The sequence below is a fragment of the Roseateles sp. P5_D6 genome (assembly GCF_054049415.1).
Genome location: NZ_JBFUMK010000026.1, coordinates 33,963 through 54,719 on the forward strand (window position 1 = coordinate 33,963; position 20,757 = coordinate 54,719).

Genomic DNA, 20,757 nt, shown 5'->3' on the forward strand with positions numbered 1-20,757 from the left:
TAGGTTGAAACTCGCCCGAACACGCGATCCCCAAGGTTTGAACAGCTGCGCCGTGGGCTATCGCGTTTCGGGATTGCGCTATCCTAGGCATCGAATTCCCCCTCCGATATGGGGGATACCATGTAGAAATGCCGAGCAGCAAGACGACATCAGCCGCCTCCCCCAGACGCACCAGGGCCACCGGCCGGGTGACGCTGGCGGACGTGGCGCAGGCCGCCGGCGTCAGCCCTATCACCGTGTCGCGGGCCCTGCGTGGCGAGCGGGCGGTGGCGCAGGAGCTGTGCGAGCGCGTCCAGGCCGCCGCCACTGCGCTGGGCTACGTGCCCGATCCGGCCGCCCGCGCGCTGGCCTCCAGCCGCAGCTCCCATGTCGCGGTGCTGATCCCCAAGCTGAGCAACACGCTGTTCGTAGAGCTGCTCGACGCGGTGCAGAACAGCCTCGTGCCGGCCGGCTACCAGACGCTGATCGGCGTCACCCATTACGACGCCAGCGAAGAGGAGGCCGTGCTGCGCAGCTTTCTGGCACACCGGCCGGCCGGTCTCATCGTCACCGGCCGCGATCGCAGCCCGGCGGCGGCCGCTCTGATCGAGGGCAGCGGCGTTCCCTGCGTGCATGTGATGGAGGTGGAGCCGGGCAGCCACAGCGTGGGCTTCTCGCAACGCGATGCCGGGCGGGCCATCACGCAGCATCTGCTCGATTCGGGTCGGCGCCGCGTCGTCTACGTTGCCGCCCAGCTCGACCCACGCACCTTGGAACGCGGTGAGGGCTACAAGGAGGCGCTGGTGCAAGCCGGCCTGGGCGAGAGCGTGAACAAGGTGCTGATCGCCGAGCCCTCGTCCATGGCGCTCGGTGGCGCGATGCTGGAGCGTGTGCTGCGCGAGGCGCCCGAAACCGACGCCATCTTCTTCTGCAACGACGACCTTGCGCAGGGCGCGCTGCTGGCGGCCTTGCGCCTGGGGGTGGCCGTGCCTGGCCGCGTGGCGGTGGCCGGCTTCAACGACCTGCCGGGCAGCGACCAGATGGTGCCGCCACTCACCACCGTGGCCACGCCGCGCCGTCAGATCGGCGAGCAGGCGGCGCAGATGTTGATGAAGCTGATGCGCGGCCAGCCGGTGGAGCAGCCGAACGTGGACCTGGGCTTCCAGGTCGTGCGGCGGGCGTCAACCTAGCTCGACGTCCAGCCGGTAGCTGCGGCCGGGCTCGATGTCGCGCACCAGGCCATCTGGCAATGGCTGGCCATCCAGAAGTACGCGGTTTTGGCCGGTGCGGCGAACCTGCAGGTGGAAACGCGCACCGCGGAACTCGCGTTCAGCGCTGAGCTCGTCCCAGCCCGAGGGCAGTTGCGGCTTCACTCGCAGGCCTTTCGCATCGCCGCGCAGGCCGCAAAGGCCTTCGATGACGCAGCGATAGGCCCAGGCCGCGGTGCCGGTGTTGAAGAGCTGGCTGGAGCGGCCGGCCGTACGCGGGAACTGCTGGTGCGCGCCGCGGTAGTAGTTGGGAATGAAGACCGGCAACTGGCCGCGCTGCAGATAGTCGGCCTCGTCAGGCCCCGGAATCATGCGGCGCAGTGCGCTGTAGGCGCGGTCGCTCTCGCCTGCGTCGTACAGCGCATGAACGTAAAAGCTGGCAGCGTGGTTGTAGACGGCGCCGTTCTCGGCCGAGCCGGGATGCTTCTGCGTCACGCGGCCGACGTCGTCGCGCATGCCGGAGTAGGGCGGGTTGAACATCGCCATGCCGTGCGGCGTGTCGAGCTGCGCGTCGATGGCGGCCAGCATCTTCACGCGCTGCTCGCCGCTCGCGGCACCGCTGAGCATGGCCCAGGACTGCGGGTTGAGATAGATGCGGCCTTCGGTGTCGGCGCTGACGCCGAAGATCACATCGTCATCAGTAATGCCGCGTGCGAACCAGGCGCCATCCCACAGGTGACGGTTGGCGGCGGCATTCAGGTCCTCGACCGCAGCCTGCCAGCGCGCGGCTTGGTCGGAGCGGCCGGCGCTGGCGCAGATACCGCCCCACAGCCGCATCGCATAGGCGGCCGCAACAGTGAGCCAGCCCGACACGCCGCGGCCCTTGTAGCCCACCATGTTCATCGGGTCGCACCAGTCGCCCTGGGCGATGAAACTCAGGCCGCGGGCGTCGCGGTCCTGCTGCAACCAGGTCATGGCGGCGTCCAGCCGTTCGGCGACGGTGAGGTCGTTCACCACTACATCCAACAGCGCGAAGTCGCCCGTCTCGTCGAGGTAGGCCTGCAGGCACACGGGCAGCCAAACGCAGTGGTCGGTGTGCGGTACCTGGTTGATGTACTTCAGCTCGGCGCCTTCGATGAGCAGGATGCCGTCCGGCATGGAGCCGTTGGCGGCCTGTTTGCTCAGCGCATGCAACAGTGCGCCGCGCGTGACGCTCGGCGCGATATAGGCCATGCCGAGGTTGTCCTGCAAGTAGTTGCGCGTCTGCGGGTCGGTGCTGAGCCGGTTCACGTCGCCGTGATAGAAAACCTGGCGCGGCAGCCAGTGGTTCACGAAGCGGTCGAAGTCGGCGTCGGGCGTCGTGATGCGCAGGCAGCCTCGGCCGCCGTCGACGTAGTCGGCATAGGCAGCGTGGGCGCGGGCGAAGCCGGCTTCGCTGAGGTAGGTCTCGCGTACGCTGGCGATCTCGGCGTCGTCCAGCGCGGGGCCGAAGAGGAAGCGCCAGGTCTGGCCCTCGTTGGGCTGCAGCGTCAGCCTGTACTGCACACAGGCAGCAGGCGTTTCGTAGCGGGCGTCGCCACCGGCGAGCTGCTCGACCTGCAGCGCGCTCGGGCGGTGCAGGCCGCCTTCGCCTTCAAACGCGCTCTGGCTGGCCTCCCAGGCATCAGGTGCGCACTCGCAGAGGAAATAGGTCTTGTCCTTGAGCTGCAGGTTCTTGAAGTAGTCCGCCACCTTCTGGTAGGGCGTGACGCTGCTGGCCACGATGCCGCCCAGGTCGGCGCGCCACTCGGCCGACTGGTTCATCCACGACATGTAGCCGATGGGAAAGTAGGGCACGACGCTGATGCGCCGTGGCCGGCCCGAAAGGTTGGTGACGCGAACCTCCCACAGCTCGACGACATCGTCGGTCGGCAGGCCTAACGCCATCTCCACGCGCAGGCCGAGGTGCTCCACCGTCCAGCTCAGGTCGTACCGGCCGACGACGAAGCTGAAGCTGTCGACCGGCGCGCGCACCGGCTCATACGGCGCCGAGAACAGCTCGCCCGTGTCCTCGTCCTTCACGTAGACGAAGCGGCCGGGGTGGTGGGCGTAGTAGGCCTGCTCCGGCTGCATGAAGGTCTTGGCCTCCAGGTTGGGCGCATGGGCGTACTTGGCCGGCTCGGGCTGCATGAACTGCGCGGTGGCGTAGCCGCGGCAGGTCACCTGGATCATCATGCGGCGGTTCCACAGGAAGCCGGCGGCCTGGGGCAGGGCGGTGGGGCTGGTGAGCTCGCAGCGCTCGCCGTCATCGAGGTGTTGCAGCATGGGCGTCAGACCGGTGAAGTGGAGAACTTGCGCGCGGCCAGGTCGGCCTGGATGCGCGCCATGGTGGGGTTGTCCAGCGTGTAGAAGACCATGATGACGGCGGCCAGCAGCGTGAAGCCGGCCGGGATCACGGACATCAGCCAGACGATGCCGGCCTGGGAGTCGGCCGATTGCACCGCGTTGGGCACATAGCCCAGCGCCGTGAACAGCGTGCCGATGACGCCGACGGCGACAGCCGTGCCGAGCTTCTGCGCGAACGAGCTGGCCGCGAAGGTCATGCCCGTCGCGCGGCGGCCGTTGCGCCATTCGTTGAAGTCGGCCGAATCGGCCAGCATCGAAAAGGACAGCGGCGATTTCGGGCCGAGGACGAGACCGAGCGCGATCTGCAGCGCATACATCAGCGCGATCTGATCGGCGTCGACGAACAGGAAGGCCATCGACAGCACGGTGGAAGCGAGCATCAACCCGATCAGCAGCTTGCGCTTGTCGATGAAGCGAGTGAGGAAGGGCGTGCACGCCGTGCCGGCCGCCGCGGCCAGCAGGTAGGCCGGCATGAAGGTGGCCAGAAGCTCGGGCCGGTTGACCACGTATTTGAAGTAGTAGGCCGCGCTGGTCATGCGCAGCGTGATGCTGAGCATGATGATCAGCGCCAGGAAGAACAGCAGGATCCAGGGCAGGTTGCTGCGCAGGTCGGCCAGGTCCTGGCGCACGCTGGAGGGCTCGGCCTGTACCGGCTGGACGCGCTCGGTCGTCGCGCTGAAGGTGAAGGCGAAGATCAGCGCCGCGGCGATGCCCCAGAACACCATGGTCAGCGTCCAGCCCAGGGCTGGATCGCCACCACCGAACCAGCTCACCAACCGGGGCGACACGGCCGTGACGAGGGTGCCGCCCGCGAAGCCGCAGACGAAACGGGACGCGTTGACAGCATTGCGCTCCCGCGCGTCGCCCGAGATCACCCCCGACAAGGCGCTGTAGGGCAGGTTGACGCTGGTGTAGACCGTCATCAAGAGCAGGTAGGTCACGTAGGCCCACACCAGCTTGCCCGTGGGGCCGAAGTCGGGCGTGGAATAGGTCAGCACACCGATCACGGCCAGCGGCAGCGGCATGAACAGCAGATAGGGCCGGAACTTGCCCCAGCGCGTCTGCGTGCGGTCGGCGAAGGCGCCGATCATGGGGTCGGTGAAGGCGTTGAAGATCTTGATGACGAACAACATCGTCGCGGCGGCGGCTGCGGTGATGCCGAACACGTCGGTGTAGAAGATCAGCAGGAAGGTCGAGATGTTGGTCCAGTAGAAGTTGAACCCCATGTCGCCCAGGCCGTAGCCGACGATCTCGCGCCGAGTGAGCGGGCGCGCGCTCATGCTGTGCTCTGCAACCAGGCGAACACCTGCGCCTGCAACTGGTCCAGCGGGGCGAGTGCATCCAGGTGCAGCACGCCCGGCTCGCCGACGGGCGACTCCAGCGTCTCGAACTGACTGTCGACCAGGCTGACGGAGAAGAAATGGCCGCCGCGTGCCTCGATGCGACGGCGGGCCTCGGCCCGGTCGACATCCAGGAAGGCGAAGCGCAGGCCCGGTGAGGCTTGGCGGAGCTGGTCACGGTAGCGGCGCTTGAGCGCTGAGCATGCGGCCATGGCGCCTAGCGGGTGGCAACGCAGTTGCTCGCACAGCGCGGCGAGCCACCCGGCGCGGTCATCGTCGGTCAGCGGCTGGCCCTGGGCCATCTTGCGGCGGTTGGCCTCGCTGTGGAAGTCGTCGCCCTCCAGCCAGACACGGCCGGCTCTGCGGGCGACGGCAGCGCCCAGCGCGGATTTGCCGCTGCCGGCGACGCCCATGAAGACGAGGGATTCGAGCGCAAGGTGGGTCATGGGGCGCGAGCGAGAGCGGATCTGAGGGCTTTGGATAGCGCTATCCTAATGTCAATGCCGCCTATGACGCTCCGTGTTTTCCCGCCGCAGCCTTCGCGCCGAGCGTCAGAGTACCGCGCGCAGCCTGTCGTAGCCGCTGCGGCTGACGGGAATGYGCTTGCCATTCCTCATGCGCGCGACGTGGGCGTCGCTGTCCGTCTTCTCCAGAGCCTGCAGCGCCGTGAGGTTGATGATGAAGGAGCGGTGTACGCGCACGAAGCGGCTGGGGTCGAGCTGGGCTTCCAGGTCCGAGATGCGCTGGGCCTTCAGGTGGTCGCGGCCGGCGCTGTGGAAGGCGACGTTGTCGGCCTGAGCCTCGATGTAGTCGATGGCGTCGACCGCCAGCACCTGCATGCCCCCGCTGCGCTCGGCGTCGCGTACGAGCACACGGCTCAGCGCCTGCGGCGAGACGAGTTTGTCCAGCCCGGGCTGAGCCTGACCTAGCAGGCGGCGCGCGCGTGTCAGCGCGGTGTCGAAGCGCGTCTGGTTGAAGGGCTTGAGCAAATAGTCCACCGCATGCAGCTCGAAGGCGCGCATGGCGTGCTGGTCATGTGCCGTCGTGAAGATGACGCCGTCGCGCCGGCCGGTCAGCTCCAGCACTTCGAGGCCCGTCAGGCGCGGCATCTGGATGTCGAGAAAGACGAGGTCGGGCTTGAGCTCGGTGATGGCGCGGGCGGCGTCCAGGCCGTTATCGGCCTCGGCGGCTATGGCGATGTCGGCGTGGGCCTTCAGGAACTCGCGCAGCAGGCGGCGGGCCAGGGGTTCGTCGTCGGCAATGAGGGCTTGCAGCGTCATGGCGTCTCGTTCTCGAATGGAATGCTGATCTCGACCGCGAAGCCCTCGGGCGTGGTGCCCCAGCTCACGCGGGCCCGTTCACGGTATTGGGCGGCCAGGCGCTCGTGCAAGTGGCGCAGGCCTTGGCCCATGCCGGGTTCTCGTGATGGTTCTGCGGGAACGGGGTTGCGAACGGCCAGGTGCAGCCAGCCGTCGCGCACCAGGGCCTGGATCTGTACGAGGCCGCCATCGTCCAGCGCTCGCAAGCCGTGCTTCAGTGCGTTCTCGACCAGGGGCTGTAGCGTCAGCGGCGGCAGCAGGGCGGCCAGCGTTTCGAGCGGTGTGTCGAAGTCGCTGCGCAGCTTGTCGCCCAGGCGTTGGCGCTCGATGGCGAGATAGTGGCCGATGAGTTCAAGCTCGTCCTCCAGGCGGATGCGCTCGCGGCCGGCCAGCGCCAGGGTCTGCCGGAAGAACTGGGCCAGGTCGATGCTCATCTGCCGCGCGCCAGCGGGGTCGAAGCTGGTCAGCGCGCTGATGGAGTTCAGGCTGTTGAAGAGGAAATGCGGGTCGATCTGCAGGCGCAGCAGCTGCAGCTCCATGTCGCGGGCCAGCAGCCGCGCCTCGGCCTCGCGGGTGGCGGAGGCTTGCGCGGATTCGACGGCCAGCAGCAGGTCGTGGGCCAGCACCGACAGCGTCAGCAGGATGAGATTGGCCAGCAGCAAGAAGCCCCAGGTCGCCGGGGTCATCGTGACCAGGCCGGCCGGGCGGCCGAGGGCGAGGCCCGCTGCATTCCAGCCTGCCGCGAGTGCGAGCGCCGCGCCGCCGAGCAGCAGCACGGCCGCAATCCGTGCAGCCAGTGCCCGCGGCCAGCGGCCGGCACCGAAGGGCTGGCTGCGGCAGAGGTGATACAGCGACAGTGCGACAAAGCTCAGCACTGTGCTCAGCGGCAGCGCCCAGGCCAAGGCCCAGGCGAAGTCGACCGGGCCTTGCCTGCCCAGCAGCGCGGCCAGCGCCGTGCCGGCCAACGCGGCGGCCAGCAGGCAGGCGGCCAGGCCGCGCCGGTGCACCAGCAGCGGGTGCACTTCAGTTCTTGACTTCGACGCCGCCGAACATCGCGTCGCCCCGCAGCACGAGGCGTTGCGTCGGGTTCATGGGCGGCACCGTACGGTCCTCCACGCCGCCCAGCGTTGGCGCGATGTCGACAATGACTTGCCAGTCGCGCGGCACGCGCAGCTCGACACCGCTGAAGCGGGCCGAGATCTCGAGCACGGCCTCAGGGCCCTCGATCGCGGCCTGGCGCAGGTCCAGCTCGACGCCGCCGAAGGTCACGTCGATGCGGCCGCCCTTGAAGGCGCGCGAATCGTTCTGCTGGCGGATGGCGCTGAAGCTTGCGTCGATGGCAATGCGGTCGCCGTGCTCGAGCGTCGACGGCGTGTCGGCGCAAGCCCCTGCTCCGCGGTAGCGCGGGAACATGCCACGCGCCAGGATGGACAGGCCAGCCAGGATGATGAAGACGGGCCACCAGTCGCGCAGCCGGATGCTGACGAGGTCCAGGTTCTGTGCGGTCATCACGGCGCCGACGATGACCAGGGCGATGCCGAACAGCCAGTTGCCCGCGTGGCGTGGCCAGACGATGCGACTCAGCCCGAACAGCACCAGGGCCAGCGGCCAGAAGGTGCGCAGCAGCGGCATGCCGAAGACATGGAGGTTGTCCAGCAGGGCCAGCGTGCCGATGCCGATAACGCCCAGCCCGAAGACGACGCGGTGTGCCGGGTGGTACGGCGGGCGATGGCGGATGCGGTTGGATCTCATGGTGCGGTTCTCGACTTGCGATGGCATGAGTAGACACGCCCGTCGCAACCGGCGAGCCGCCGAATCGGCGAATCGACGCCAGCCGGCGACGAATCAACAGCCGGGTTCGCGAATGTCGGAAAGGAGAAAGCCCGGTGCACTTGCGCCGGGCAACGCTATTGAGTAGCAGGCGCCAAAAGTCAGCTGGATCAATGACTTAAGGGCGCACGTGTGGCATGTGACGGGCATGAAGGCGACACGCCCAGAGTTGCTCCGATACGCATGATCGATCAGCCAGAACCCACCTTCCTGCCCGCGATCGAAGCTGGCATCGGGTTGCGAGAGTCGCGCCGCTTCTTGTCGGCCACTCTGCGAAATTGCGGTTCAGCGGCGCAACTACGACGGTCGCTAGATCATGCCTGATTAAATCCACAGGCATGGTCCTGCATCAAGGGCATCTGCTCCTCAATAGCGCCGGGCAAAGAAAAAGCCCGGTGCGGGTGCACCGGGCTTTCGGGAGGCGAGAGCCTGAGGATCAGGCGGCGCGCTTGGCGGCGCGGGTCGCGGTCTGCGTGGCCTTGACGGCTTGGCTGGTCGCGGCCTGGAAGTTGGACTCGGCCACTTCAACGGCTTGCTTGGTGGCCTTCTGGACCGACTCGAAAGCGTTGTTGGCGGCAGCGACAGCCGACTTCACCAGGGCGACGGCGTTCTCGGTGCCGGCCGGGGCGTTCTTGGCGGCGTTGTCGACAACAGCGGTGAAGCTCTTCTGCACATCGGCGAACTTGGCTTCAGCAGCCTTGGCGACTTCGGCGCCGGTGGCGGAGGCGATGTCGTAGATGTGGCGGCTGTAGGAGGCGGCCTTCTCGGCGGTCGGCTGCAGCAGGGCGGCTTGCAGGGACAGCAGCTCTTGTGCGTCCTTGACGGACAGGGCGGCGGCGGTGGTGTCAGCGGCTTCGCTCAGCGCGGTGCGAGCGACTTGCAGGTTCAGCTCGACGAGCTTCTCGACGCCTTCGAACGCCTTGTTCGTCAGGCCGAAGAGGGTTTCGACATTGGCCTTGTGGGCGGCGAGGACTTGTTCAGCGGTCAGCATGGTGAGACTCCGATTTCAGGTGGTTGAACCGTTTGCTGTGCTTCTTTTGCTGCACTGCAACATGAACTGAATGATAGGGGCCGGGCGCCAGATTGCAAGAACTATTTTGTGCAGTGCAGCAAACTAGGGGTGTCGGGGTGTGACAAAGGTCCACGGCTATCGTGGCGGCCATGCAGGCCTTCCATTCCGATGCCCACAGCCTGGCCCTGCCGCCGGGGCACCGCTTCCCGCAATCTAAGTACCGCTTGTTACGGGAGCATTTCGAGCGCGAGCCGGGGTTGCTGCGCATGCAGCCGGCACCGGCCGCCAGCGAGGGTGAACTGGCCCTGGCCCATACGCCGGACTATGTGGATGCGGTCCTGCTCGGTCACCTCAGCGCCGCCCAGCAGCGCGAGATCGGCTTCCCGTGGAGCCCGTCCATGGCCGAGCGTTCGCGGCGCTCGGTGGGCGCCAGCATCGCGGCCGCCCGGGCGGCCCTGGTCGAGGGCGTCGCGGCCAATATGGCGGGTGGCACCCACCATGCCTATGCCGACAAGGGCTCCGGCTATTGCGTCTTCAATGACGTTGCCGTCGCTGCGCGCTTGATGCAGGCCGAGTGGGCAAGAAGCCACCGCAGCCTGTTGCGCGTCCTCGTCATCGACCTGGACGTGCACCAGGGCAATGGCACTGCGGCCATCTTCCGCGACGACGACACGGTGTTCACCTTCTCCATGCACGGCGCGCGCAACTTCCCGTTTCGCAAGGAGGCGAGCGATCTGGACGTGGATCTGGCCGACGGCTGCGGCGATGCGGACTACCTGGCTGCGCTGGACGCGGCACTCGGCGAGGTCTGGCGTCGCATTGATCCGGGCCTGGTGTTCTATCTTGCCGGCGCCGACCCCCACGAAGGCGACCGCCTGGGCCGGTTGAAGTTGACCTATGAAGGTCTGGCCGAACGCGATCGGCGCGTACTGGCGGGCTTAAGCGCACGCCGCATCCCCGTGGCGCTGAGCATGGCCGGCGGCTACGGTCACGACCTGGCAACGACGGTCGCCGTGCAGATCAACACGCTGAATCTGGCCGCCCAGTCCTGGGCCGCCTGGGCCGCTATCGCACGCGGAACTGGCTGACCACCTGGGCCAGGCGCTGCGCCTGCTCGCGCAGCGACTCGGCGGCCGCGGCGCTTTCCTCGACGAGGGCGGCGTTCTGCTGCGTCATGTCGTCGACCTTGGTGACGGCGCTGGTGACATCGTCGATGCCGCGGCTCTGGGCGGCGGCGCTCGTGCTGATCTCGCCAATGATGTCGGTCACGCGCTGCACGGCGCCGACGATGTCGGTCATCGTCAAGCCGGCGTCCTGCACCAGGCGGGCGCCGGATTGCACGCGCTCGACGCTGGCGCCGATCAGGGTCTTGATTTCCTTGGCCGCCGCGGCGCTGCGCCCCGCGAGGCTGCGGACCTCACCGGCTACGACGGCAAAGCCGCGGCCCTGCTCGCCGGCGCGGGCGGCTTCCACCGCCGCGTTCAGCGCCAGGATGTTGGTCTGGAAGGCGATGTCGTCGATGACGCCGATGATGTCGGCGATGCGCTTGCTGGACGCGGTGATGTCATTCATCGTGTCCACCACCTGCTGTACGACGCTGCCGCCGCGGTGGGCCACGGTGGCGGCGCTGGTGGCGAGTTGGTTGGCCGTCTGCGCGCTGTCGGTGCTCTGGCGCACGATGCCGGTCAGCTGCGCCATGGACGAGCTGGTGATCTCCAGGCTCGAGGCCGTCTGCTCGGTACGCTGGCTCAGGTCCTGATTGCCCGAGGCGATCTCGGACGACGCGGTGCGGATGGAGTCGGCCACCGTCATGACTTCGCCCACCGTCTGGCCGAGTTGCTCGCACATCTGGTTCAGCGCCCGCATCAGGCCGGCCAGTTCGTCCTGCCCCTGCGGGTTGGCGCGCTGGGTCAGATCACCCGCGGCGACCGATTCGGCCAGCGACAGCGAGGCGTTGACGTCGGCTGCGATCTTGCGCTGGTTGGCGAGCAGCAGGCCCATGCCGGCGCCAGCGGTCAGCAGAGAGATCAGGGCGAAGACCCAGGCGCGCTGGCGGGCCGTGGCCTGCTGGGATTCCGACGCGGCTTGCTGATCGGCCCCCATGCTCTGCACGATCTTGCCCATCAGCGTCGCGACTTCCTTGTAGCGGGCCTCGGCGTCCTGCATCGCGGCAACGCCGGTGTTGGGGTCGACCGAGGCCAGGTCGACGGCGGCGTCGGCCTTGGCCAGGTAGGCTTTCAGCAGCGGCAGGGTCGCGTTGATGTGGGCGTCGGTCTCGGCGGGCGTGGCCTCCATCTCGGCCAACGTGGTCAGTGTGCGCGTGAGGCCCTCAACCTGGGTCTTCAACTGCCCCCGCAGGGCCTTTACCTTGGCGTCGTCCAGCGAGCCGATCAAAGCGATGGTGCGATAGACGCCGCCATGCATCTCGCCCACCTGCGTCTGCACGGACACCGTGGTCATGAAGACCTCGTTGCGCTGCTGGCCGGCCTCGTTGGAGGCGACGACCTCACGCAGGGACAGCATGCTGTTGCCCAGGCCGATGGCCAGCACGACGGCCAGTGCCACCATCGGCGGCAGCAACATCTTTGAAGCCAGCTTCATCGGCAACCTTCAAGAGTAGCAACCGGCGCGAGCCGGCGGCAGGGCAGGGGACGGCCAGCCATCCGCGCTTTACTTGTAGATGCCGCCGCAGACGATGGTGTCGTCCAGTCGCTCGCAGTACATCTGCTTGGGTTCGATCTTCTTGCTCGCCGGGTTGGTGAACTTGTAGTCCTGCCAGAAGCCCTTGGGGCTGGACTTGCCCAGTTCGACGCGCTCGCGGATGAAGGGCTTGCCATCGATGTCCTTGAGGTCGATCAGGTCGCGGCCGACCTGCTTCTCGTTGGCGCCGTGGGCCAGGCATTTGCCGTCCATGCCGTAGACGACGATGTAGAGGTCGGCCTTGACGAACTGCGGGTCCTTGGCCGTGATCGTGGCATAGGCCTTGTCCTTGCCGTTGGCCTTGATGAAGGTCACAGCCTTCTTGACGGTGGCGACCGCGTCATCCTTGGTCGCGTTGTCGGCCAGTGCGGCCTGGGCGCCGAAGACGGCCGCCAGTGCAAATGCAAAACTCACTACTCGGGATCGGTTCATGCGAGCTCCTTGCCAGCCGTTGTGAAATCGTTGTCTGCGGCCCAGTGTCGCTCCGGAAAAACAGATCGTGCAAGTGCATAAGCCGCAATCAGCCCCGTAAAGCGGGCCCGGCGGACGTGCATGGAAGAATGCCGCCATGACGACCCGCCCCCAGCCCGATGGCCGCGAGACATACCCCCGCTTCGTGCCGCTGACGACGCGGTGGATGGACAACGACGCCTACGGCCACTTGAACAACGTCGTCTACTACAGCCTCTTCGACACGGCGGTGAACAGCCTGCTCATCGAGGCCGGCGCGCTGGACATCCATGGCGGCGAGGTCATTGGCCTGGTCGTCGAGACGCATTGCAACTTCTTTGAGTCACTCGCCTTTCCGCAGCGCATCGAGGCCGGCGTGCGCGTGGCCCAGCAGGGACGCTCCAGCGTGCGCTACGAGATCGGCCTGTTCGCTGAAGGCGCCGCCGCGTGCGCAGCGCGGGGTCATTTCGTGCATGTCTACGTCGACCGCGTCAGCCGCCGCCCGGTGGCCGAGCTGCCGGCCTCCTATCTCCAAGCCTTGAAGACCCTGACGCCATGAGCCGTTTCGCCACGCCCACGCCCGAGCAGACCGCCGCGGTCGATGCCGCCATCAAGACCCGGCACTCGCTGCGCGCCTTCCTGCCGAACCCGGTGCCGCGCGCGACCATCGAGGACATTCTTGAGGTCGCCTCCTGGGCGCCCTCTGGCACCAACACCCAGCCGTGGCAGGTGCATGTGATGACGGGTGCGGCGCTCACGCGCGTGGCCGGCCGCATCCAGGCCGCCTACCTCGACCCCGAGCAGAACGCCGGCCACAAGGAGGAATACGCCTACTACCCCACCGAATGGCGCAGCCCCTACATCGACCGCCGCCGCAAGGTGGGCTGGGATCTCTACGGGCTGCTGGGCATCGCCAAGACCGACAAGTCGCGCATGCAGCACCAGCATGGCCGCAACTTCATCTTCTTCGACGCGCCGGTCGGCCTGATGTTCACCATCGACCGCGTCATGCAGCAGGGTTCGTGGCTGGACTACGGCATGTTCCTGCAGAACATCATGGTGGCGGCCCGTGCGCGCGGCCTGCACACCTGCCCGCAGGCCGCGTTCACGCAGTTCCACCGCGTCATCGCCGAGGAGTTGCAGTTGAGCAGTGAACAGATGGTGGTCTGCGGCATGTCCATGGGCTATGCCGACCCGGATGCCATCGAGAACAGCCTCGTCACCGAGCGCGCGCCGGTGGCCGAGTTCACGCGCTTCATCGAATGAGTTTCTCCGGCGCCGAACTCGGCCTGACCTGGGCCGCGCCGTTCGCGGGCCTGCTGTTGTCGATCGCCGTCATGCCGTTGGCCGCGCCGGCCTTCTGGCACCACCACTTCGGCAAGATCGCCGCGGGCTGGACGCTGGCCTTGCTGATCCCGTTTGCGCTCGCATTCGGGGCGGTAGAGACCGGCGGCGTGCTGGTGCACACGCTGGTCGAGGAATACCTGCCTTTCACCATCCTGCTCGGCGCGCTGTACACGACGGCCGGCGGCATCTTCATTCGCGGCAATCTGCATGGCAGCCCGGCGCTCAACTCGGGCTTGATGCTGCTGGGCGCCGCACTGGCCAGCTTCATGGGCACGACGGGCGCCTCCATGCTGCTGATCCGCCCGCTGATCCGCGCCAACGACAACCGCCGCCACAACGCCCATGTCGTCGTCTTCTTCATCTTCATCGTCAGCAACGTCGGCGGGTCGCTGACGCCGCTGGGCGACCCGCCGCTCTTTCTCGGCTTCCTGCAGGGCGTCAGCTTCTTCTGGACGGCCGGGCAACTGTGGCAGGAAACGCTGTTCCTGCTCGCTGCGCTGCTCGCCGTGTTCTGGGGCATCGACGCCTGGCTCTACCGCAAGGAAGGCATCACGCCCGCTGACCCGACACCCGACGCGCCCCGGCCGGGTCTGGAAGGCGTCATCAACCTGCTGCCGCTCGTCGTGGCCATCGGCCTGGTGCTGATGAGCGGCACCTGGAAGCCGGGCATCGTCTTCGACCTCTGGGGCACGCCACTGCCGATGCAGGCCCTGGTGCGCGACGTGGGCCTCGTCGTCGTGACGTTCGCGTCGCTGTGGCTGACACCGGCCGGTGTGCGCGAGAAGAACCAGTTCAGCTGGGCGCCGATGCAGGAAGTGGCCAAGCTCTTCATCGCCATCTTCCTGACCATGGTGCCCGTCATCGCCATGCTCAAGGCCGGCCCGGCCGGTGTGTTCGCGTCGCTGGCCGCCATGCTCGATTCGCCGATGGCCTATTTCTGGCTGACGGGCGGCCTGTCTTCGGTGCTGGACAACGCGCCGACCTATCTCGCCTTCTTCAACCTCGCCGGCGGCAATGCAGCCCAGCTGATGAATGAAGGTGCATCGGTGCTGGCGGCCATCTCAGGCGGCGCCGTCTTCATGGGCGCGATGACCTATATCGGCAACGCGCCCAATTTCATGGTCAAGGCCATTGCCGAGGAGCGAGGTGTCAAGATGCCGAGCTTTGGTGGCTATCTGCTCTGGTCTTGCGCGGTGCTGCTGCCGCTTCTCTTCGTGATGGGCTGGATATGGATGCGATGAAGAAAGTCCTGATCGCGCGCAGGGCGCCAGCGGCCGTCGTTGAAAAACTCGCGGCCCAATTCGACGTGGACTTCCATCAGGGCGAGGCGCCGCTGACCCCCGACGAGTTGCGCGCCCGTCTGCAAGGCAAGGCCGGCGCCTACATCACCGGCACCGAGCGCATCACCGCCGAGCTGCTCGACGCCTGCCCCGATCTGCGCGCCGTCTGCACGATGAGCGTGGGCTACAACCACATCGACCTGGGCGCCTGCACGGCGCGCGGCGTCCTCGTCACCAACACGCCCGATGTGCTGACCGAATCGACGGCCGACTTCGGCTTTGCGCTGCTGATGGCCACGGCCCGACGCATGAGCGAGGGCGAGCGCCTGCTGCGAGACGGGCGCTGGAAGAGCTGGGCCTGGGACTTCCTGGCCGGCTCCGACGTCCATGGCGCCACGCTGGGCATCCTCGGCATGGGCCGCATCGGCCAGGCCATTGCGCGGCGTGGCCGCTTCGGCTTCGGCATGAAGGTGATCTATCACAACCGTTCGCGGCTGCCGGCCGACATCGAGGCTGAACTTGGCGCAGGCTATCTGACCAAGGAAGCGCTGCTGCGCCAGGCCGATCACCTCATCCTCGTGCTGCCTTATTCGGTCGAGTCCCACCACTGCATCGCCGCGCCCGAGCTGGCGCTGATGAAGCCGACGGCGACTCTCGTCAACATCGCCCGCGGCGGCATCGTCGACGAAGATGCGCTGGCCGCGGCACTGCGCGAGAACCGCATCGCCGCTGCCGGCCTTGATGTCTTCGAAGGCGAACCGCGTGTGAATCCGGCGTTGCTGACGCTGCCCAACATCGTTCTCACGCCGCACATCGCCAGCGCCACCATGCCCACCCGCCTGGCCATGGCCGATCTTGCTGCCGACAACCTCGTCGCCGCGCTGACCGGTGCCAAACCCCTCACGCCGCTGAACCCTGAAGTCATTTCCGCATGAACCGCCGCCTGATCTGCCTGCTTTCCTTGCTGCCCGCGCTGGCCTTCGGCCAGTCCGTCAAGAACAAGGGCGCGCCGCCACCGCCCGCGCCCGTCGTCGAGGACAAGACGCCGCGAGACCCCAACAAGTTCGCAGTCCTGTCCCTGCTGGGCGACAACGTGCAGCTCATCTCCTTGAGCCCGGCGCGTGGCGACACGGTGCAGTCCGGCGACTGGACGTCCACGCCCGCCGGGGGCCTGGACAACGCGGTGCTGCAAGCCTTGAACGGTGCCATCACGGCCTCGGCCAAAGGTCGCGAGGTCAAGCTGTACACCTCGACCACGCGCAGCCTGTTCGGCGACCCGGCTCACCTGTTCGTTGACGGCAGGCTCAGCCTGCCTGGCAAGCTCGGCGACGCGGTGCGCCAGAGCGGCGCGGCCCAGCTGCTGCTGGTCACGCGCAGCCGCCAGGAGCCGGCCCTGGCCGCGGCCTTGCCGGGCCGCATCCTTGCGACCCTGGAAGGCCCGGGCTTTGTGCTGGACCAGCGCCCCAGCGGCCAGATCAGCTTCGATGGCCAGGGCGCCCTGCCGGTGTTCGCGTCCTATGTATCCATCCGCGTCGCGCTGATCGACCTCAGCGATCTCAAGCTCAGGCGCGAGCAGTCGCTCGCCGTGGCGGCACGCCTGCCGGTGGACCGCGAGGCCGCTGCCAACCCCTGGGCCGCCACGACGGCCGAGCAGCGCGTGAAGGCGCTGGAGGCCCTCATCGAGGCCGAACTCCCGCGCGCCGTGGCCTCTCTCGTCTCACCCTAGGTCCGGCACAGCCTTGAACACCCCGGCCGGGTCGTAGGCCTGCTTGACCTGGCGCAGCCGCGCGAGGTTGGCGCCGAAATAGGCCTCGGCCGGCCTGGCCAGCAGGCCGTCCAGATAGTTCACATAGGCACCGCCGCTGCTCCACGCCTGCATCGTCGTGCGCATGCCGTGTGTCCAGGCCGCGGCCTCGTCCAGCGTCGCAGCCGCTGCGCTGACCGGAAACTCGGCCAGGTATTGGGCGCTGAAGAGGGCGCGGCGGTGCGCGAAGGCCGTCGCATCGGGCGCGACGCGAGCGATGGCGCCGCCCATCAGGTTGAGCAGCACGGCACCGGCGCGGCCGCTGTCACGACGCTGTTGCAGGGCCTGGCCCAGGGCGGTGGCGCCGGTGGCATCCAGCGCGTTGTCGAAATAGTCCGAGCTGGCCGCCATGGCCACGCGGCCCAACTGGCCGTTGGCGTTCTGGCTCGGCAGATGGCATTGGGCGCGGCTCAGCGCCGCGCAGCTGCCGAGCATGACGTCCCGGTAGCTGCGCGCCTGCAGCGTGGCGTCCAGCGGCATGCGGCCGATGCGGGCGAGCAGGGCACTCCAGTGCGGCTGCATGGTGGCCGCGTCGCCGATGGCGATGCCCCACAGATAAGCCCCCTGGCCTGACAGCGCGAGCTGGGACCAGACCGTGTCTGGCAGGGTCTGTGGCCAGGCCTGCCAGGCCGCCAGGACGGCCGGCAGTTCGCTGAGCGCGAAGCTCGCGCCGAACTGTGTCAACGGCGCGACGGCGTGGGTCTGGAAAGTCAGCGACGTGACCAAGGCGACCTGGCCACCGCCACCGCCACGCAGGGCCCAGAAGAGATCGGGCCGCAGCGTGTCGCTGCATTCGAGCTGCTCGCCGTTGGCCGTGATGACGCGGGCCGATAGCAGCGCGTCGCAGGTCAGGCCATAGGCGCGGTCCAGCACGCCGATGCCGCCGCCCAGTGTGATGCCGGCGATGCCGACGCTGACGCAGCTCCCCGAGGGGATGCAACGGCCGGCGGTGATGAGGCTGTCGTAGACGTCGGTGAGCTTGGCGCCGGCGCCGACGGTGGCGCGGTCCCCGTCTAACTGCACGCTGTCCATGGCGCCCACGTCGATGAGCAGGCCGCTGCCCGTGCTGGCGCCCAGATAGCTGTGGCCGCCGCTGCGGGCCGTGAAGCTGAGCTTCTGTTGCCTGGCGAAGGCCAGGGCGGAGGCGACATCGGCGGCGCTCGCGCAGCGCGCGACGGCCAGAGGCAGCTGGCTGTCGTAGCGGGCGTTTGCGCCGCGGCGCAGGCGGTCGAAGTCGGCTTGCGTGGGCAACACCAGTTGGCCCTGCAGCTGGCGCGAGAGGCCGTCCCAGTCCAGCCCCGCCGGTGGGGCAGGCGCCGGCGCAGGAGAGGGCGCAGGTGCCGAATTCCCACCACCGCCGCAGCCGGCCAGCCCGCCGCTCAACGCCGCCGCGCCGCCCAACCCGAGAACAAAACGTCGTCGCTCCATCGCCCGCCTGACAATGCCAATAAAAGACCAGATGCTCGACTCTACGCGATACCAATAAGATACCAATGAAAGAGATTGCGCGCCGGGCGACAATGGCCCGCATGAGCCTGTTCGACGTGTTGATGCTGGGCCTGCTGGCCCTGGTTTTGGTCCTGCTGGTGTTGATCTGGGCTCGCCAGAAACCGCAAACCGGCGTGGCGCCCGAGCTGCTGCAGAGCAACGAGCGGCTGGAGCGCGAACTGCGCGACGAGCTGGGCCGCAGCGCCAGCGGCACGCGCCAGGAGTTGGTGCAGGGCCTGGCCCAGTTCCAGCAGGTGCTGGCGCAGGGGCTGCAGGGCAACAACAACTCGTTGGCTCAACAAGCGCTCGCTGCCCGCGAGGCGCAGGATGCCGCCGCGCTGCGCAGTGCACAGGGCCAGGCCGAGTCCATGCAGCGCCTGGCCGACGGCATGCGCGATCAGCTGCAGGCCATGTCCCTGGGCAACGAGCAACGCTTTGCCGAGCTGCGCCATACCGTTGAGCTGCGCCTGACCAGCATCCAGCAGGACAACGAGAAGAAGCTCGAGCAGATGCGCGCGACGGTGGATGAGAAGCTGCACGCGACGCTGGAGCAGCGCCTGGGCGAGAGCTTCAAGCAGGTGGCCGAACGCCTGGAGCAGGTGCACAAGGGCCTGGGCGAGATGCAGAACCTGGCCCGCGACGTGGGCTCGCTGAACCGCGTGCTGACCAACGTGAAGACGCGCGGCATCTTTGGCGAAGTGCAACTGGCGGGCCTGCTGGAGCAGGTTTTCACGCCGGAACAGTACGCAGCCAACGTGGCGACGCTGCCCGGCTCGTCCGAACGCGTGGAGTTTGCGATCAAGCTGCCCGGCCAGCGCGACGATGGCCAGCCACTCTGGCTTCCCATCGACGCCAAGTTCCCGCGCGAGGACTACGAGCGCCTGCTCGACGCCCAGGAAAAGGGCGACCCCGTGGCCGCCGAAGCCTCGGCCAAGGCCATCGAAATGCGCCTGCGGATGGAGGCGCGCACCATCCGCGAGAAATACATCGCCCCGCCGCATACGACCGACTTCGGCATCCTCTTCGTGCCCACCGAGGGCCTGTACGCCGAGGCCCTGCGCCGCCCGGGTCTGATGGAGAGCCTGCAGCGCGAACACAAGGTCATGCTCTGCGGCCCCACCACCTTGCTGGCCACGCTGACCAGCCTGCAGATGGGCTTTCGCACGCTGGCGCTGGAGAAACGCTCGGCTGAGGTCTGGGAAGTGCTGGGAGCGGTCAAGACCGAGTTCGGCAAGTTCGGCGAGGTGCTGGCCAAGACGAAGAAGAAGCTCGAAGAGGCCAGCAACACCATCGATCTGGCCGAGACCCGCACGCGCCAGATGACGCGCAAGCTCAAGAGCGTCGAGGCGCTGCCCGACGACGCAGCCCAGCGCATGTTGCAGCTCGACAAGCTCGTTGAGCTCGGCGAGGACGCCGAGTGACCGACTCCGCCCCAGCGGGGAAGAAGGCCAATCTGCGCCACGCCTTCGTGTGGCTGATCGCCACGATGATCTGCGTGCATGCCTGCATGGCCACCACGCGCGTGACCGCCAGCCTGTGGGTGTTGAACCGGGGCTATGGTGAAGCCTCGGTCGGCCTGCTGCTCAGCCTGTTTGCCGTCGCGCCCATCGTGCTGTCGCTGTGGGCCGGGCGGCTGGCGGACCGGCACGGCTTTCATCGGCCCGTGGGTGTGGGTGTGCTGATGGCCGGCTGCGGCGCGCTGCTGGCGTTGGCCGTGCAGCAGCTCTGGGCCATCGCCGTCGGCTGCCTGCTGTGTGGCGGTGCGGTCGCCGTCGCGGCCGTGGCGCTGCAGCGCGAGGCCGGGTTGATGGCCGACGAGCCGGGCGAGCTCAAGCGCATCTTCAGCTGGATGGCCCTGGGCCCGGCCCTGTCCAACGCGCTGGCGCCGGTGATTGCCGGGATTCTCATCGATCAGTTCGGCATGACGGCTGCCTTCGGCTTCGCGACGCTGCTGCCGCTGCTGGCCTGGGGTTTTGCGCAGAAGGTACCGCGCCATCAGCCCGAGCCACTGACCAAGAGCTTTCGCGAGCGCGCCGCCTGGCAGTTGTTCCGGCTGCCGGCCTTTCGCCGCCTCATCCTCGTCAACCTGGTGCTGTCGGCCTGCTGGGATGCGCACAGCTTCGTCGTGCCCGTGGTGGGCCATGCGCGCGGCCTGTCGGCAGTCAGCATCGGCATCGTGCTGGGCAGCTTCGCTGCCGCGGCCACCTGCGTGCGTCTGGCCATCGTGCGCTTCGCCGACGAACTGGACGAGGTCAAGGCCCTGCGCACGGCCATGGTGGTCGCAATGCTGACCTTCATGGCCTATGCCTGGCTGCCGGGCACCGTTGGTCTGATGTGCGGCTCCGCTTTGCTGGGCGTGGCGCTGGGCTCGGTGCAGCCCATGATCATGGCCATGCTGCACCACGTGACGCCGCCCGGTCGCCATGGCCAGGCGCTGGGCCTGCGCATGTTGACGGTCAACGGTGCGACGGTGGCCATGCCCGCCGGCTTCGGCATCCTCGCCGCGGCCACTGCCCTGGTAGCGCCGATGTGGCTGATGGCCTCGCTGTTGCTTGTGGCCCAGCTGCCGGCCAGACATCTGCGTCAGCAATAGCTCTCTGGCGCCGGTTGGCGCA

19 protein-coding genes are annotated in these 20,757 nt (G+C 67.8%); 9 read left to right on the forward strand and 10 right to left on the reverse strand.

Annotated features, from left to right (window positions below; genetic code table 11):
* Window positions 1–128: 128 nt before the first annotated feature.
* Window positions 129–1,169, forward strand: a complete 1,041-nt coding sequence (gntR, locus tag ACXJKM_RS26255; RefSeq protein WP_457356136.1) for an HTH-type transcriptional regulator GntR — start codon at window positions 129–131, stop codon at window positions 1,167–1,169.
* Here the strand turns inward: gntR and ACXJKM_RS26260 are convergent.
* The 7 genes from ACXJKM_RS26260 to ACXJKM_RS26290 form a co-directional block, all read right to left on the reverse strand.
* Window positions 1,161–3,491, reverse strand: coding sequence for a GH36-type glycosyl hydrolase domain-containing protein (locus ACXJKM_RS26260; RefSeq protein WP_457356137.1), 2,331 nt, complete (start codon window positions 3,489–3,491; stop codon window positions 1,161–1,163). The genes gntR and ACXJKM_RS26260 overlap by 9 nt on opposite strands.
* Window positions 3,492–3,496: 5 nt before the next feature.
* Window positions 3,497–4,852 (reverse strand): MFS transporter, encoded by a 1,356-nt coding sequence (locus tag ACXJKM_RS26265; RefSeq protein WP_457356138.1) that lies wholly within the window; start codon window positions 4,850–4,852, stop codon window positions 3,497–3,499.
* Entirely contained in the window at window positions 4,849–5,358 is a 510-nt protein-coding gene (locus ACXJKM_RS26270) for a gluconokinase (RefSeq protein ID WP_457356139.1), read from the reverse strand. Before ACXJKM_RS26270 ends, ACXJKM_RS26265 begins: the two co-directional genes overlap by 4 nt.
* A gap of 105 nt (window positions 5,359–5,463) precedes the next feature.
* Complete coding sequence (locus tag ACXJKM_RS26275; protein WP_457356140.1) at window positions 5,464–6,192, reverse strand: LytR/AlgR family response regulator transcription factor; 729 nt, start codon at window positions 6,190–6,192, stop codon at window positions 5,464–5,466.
* Window positions 6,189–7,253, reverse strand: coding sequence for a sensor histidine kinase (locus ACXJKM_RS26280; RefSeq protein ID WP_457356141.1), 1,065 nt, complete (start codon window positions 7,251–7,253; stop codon window positions 6,189–6,191). Before ACXJKM_RS26280 ends, ACXJKM_RS26275 begins: the two co-directional genes overlap by 4 nt.
* 1 nt (window position 7,254) lies before the next feature.
* On the reverse strand, window positions 7,255–7,983 hold the full coding sequence (locus tag ACXJKM_RS26285; RefSeq protein WP_457356142.1) for a LiaI-LiaF-like domain-containing protein: 729 nt from the start codon (window positions 7,981–7,983) through the stop codon (window positions 7,255–7,257).
* 514 nt (window positions 7,984–8,497) lie between these two features.
* Window positions 8,498–9,052: a phasin family protein gene (locus ACXJKM_RS26290; RefSeq protein WP_457325672.1), complete on the reverse strand. Its 555-nt coding sequence runs from the start codon at window positions 9,050–9,052 to the stop codon at window positions 8,498–8,500.
* Window positions 9,053–9,222: 170 nt separating this feature from the next.
* On the opposite strand from ACXJKM_RS26290, the gene ACXJKM_RS26295 reads away from it, so the two are divergent.
* Window positions 9,223–10,161: a histone deacetylase family protein gene (locus ACXJKM_RS26295; protein WP_457356143.1), complete on the forward strand. Its 939-nt coding sequence runs from the start codon at window positions 9,223–9,225 to the stop codon at window positions 10,159–10,161.
* Here ACXJKM_RS26295 and ACXJKM_RS26300 read toward each other — a convergent pair.
* Together ACXJKM_RS26300 and ACXJKM_RS26305 are read right to left on the reverse strand one after the other, a co-directional pair.
* Window positions 10,139–11,674, reverse strand: coding sequence for a methyl-accepting chemotaxis protein (locus tag ACXJKM_RS26300; protein WP_457356144.1), 1,536 nt, complete (start codon window positions 11,672–11,674; stop codon window positions 10,139–10,141). The two genes, ACXJKM_RS26295 and ACXJKM_RS26300, sit on opposite strands and share 23 nt — an antisense overlap.
* A 69-nt stretch (window positions 11,675–11,743) precedes the next feature.
* A complete protein-coding gene (locus ACXJKM_RS26305; RefSeq protein ID WP_056194935.1) occupies window positions 11,744–12,205 on the reverse strand; it encodes a cache domain-containing protein in 462 nt (153 codons plus the stop codon).
* Window positions 12,206–12,341: 136 nt separating this feature from the next.
* Here ACXJKM_RS26305 and ACXJKM_RS26310 point away from each other — a divergent pair, with 136 nt between their 5' ends.
* From ACXJKM_RS26310 to ACXJKM_RS26330, 5 genes are read left to right on the forward strand one after another with little or no spacing between them, the layout of a single operon-like run.
* Window positions 12,342–12,782: an acyl-CoA thioesterase gene (locus ACXJKM_RS26310; RefSeq protein WP_056194937.1), complete on the forward strand. Its 441-nt coding sequence runs from the start codon at window positions 12,342–12,344 to the stop codon at window positions 12,780–12,782.
* A complete protein-coding gene (locus tag ACXJKM_RS26315) occupies window positions 12,779–13,489 on the forward strand; it encodes a nitroreductase (protein ID WP_457356145.1) in 711 nt (236 codons plus the stop codon). The genes ACXJKM_RS26310 and ACXJKM_RS26315 overlap by 4 nt, the downstream gene beginning before the upstream one ends.
* Window positions 13,486–14,811 (forward strand): sodium:proton antiporter, encoded by a 1,326-nt coding sequence (locus tag ACXJKM_RS26320; RefSeq protein ID WP_457356146.1) that lies wholly within the window; start codon window positions 13,486–13,488, stop codon window positions 14,809–14,811. The genes ACXJKM_RS26315 and ACXJKM_RS26320 overlap by 4 nt, the downstream gene beginning before the upstream one ends.
* On the forward strand, window positions 14,799–15,785 hold the full coding sequence (locus ACXJKM_RS26325) for a 2-hydroxyacid dehydrogenase (protein ID WP_457356147.1): 987 nt from the start codon (window positions 14,799–14,801) through the stop codon (window positions 15,783–15,785). The genes ACXJKM_RS26320 and ACXJKM_RS26325 overlap by 13 nt, the downstream gene beginning before the upstream one ends.
* Window positions 15,782–16,576 carry a hypothetical protein gene (locus ACXJKM_RS26330; protein ID WP_457321892.1) on the forward strand — a complete coding sequence of 265 codons (795 nt, stop codon included), beginning with the start codon at window positions 15,782–15,784 and terminating at the stop codon, window positions 16,574–16,576. The genes ACXJKM_RS26325 and ACXJKM_RS26330 overlap by 4 nt, the downstream gene beginning before the upstream one ends.
* On the opposite strand, the gene ACXJKM_RS26335 is transcribed toward ACXJKM_RS26330, so the two are convergent.
* A complete protein-coding gene (locus ACXJKM_RS26335) occupies window positions 16,568–18,082 on the reverse strand; it encodes an FAD-binding oxidoreductase (RefSeq protein ID WP_457356148.1) in 1,515 nt (504 codons plus the stop codon). The genes ACXJKM_RS26330 and ACXJKM_RS26335 overlap by 9 nt on opposite strands.
* Before the next feature lie 101 nt (window positions 18,083–18,183).
* On the opposite strand from ACXJKM_RS26335, the gene ACXJKM_RS26340 reads away from it, so the two are divergent.
* Both ACXJKM_RS26340 and ACXJKM_RS26345 read left to right on the forward strand, forming a co-directional pair.
* On the forward strand, window positions 18,184–19,563 hold the full coding sequence (locus ACXJKM_RS26340; protein WP_457356163.1) for a DNA recombination protein RmuC: 1,380 nt from the start codon (window positions 18,184–18,186) through the stop codon (window positions 19,561–19,563).
* Window positions 19,560–20,735 (forward strand): MFS transporter, encoded by a 1,176-nt coding sequence (locus ACXJKM_RS26345; RefSeq protein WP_056194955.1) that lies wholly within the window; start codon window positions 19,560–19,562, stop codon window positions 20,733–20,735. Before ACXJKM_RS26340 ends, ACXJKM_RS26345 begins: the two co-directional genes overlap by 4 nt.
* Window positions 20,736–20,757 lie beyond the last annotated feature (22 nt).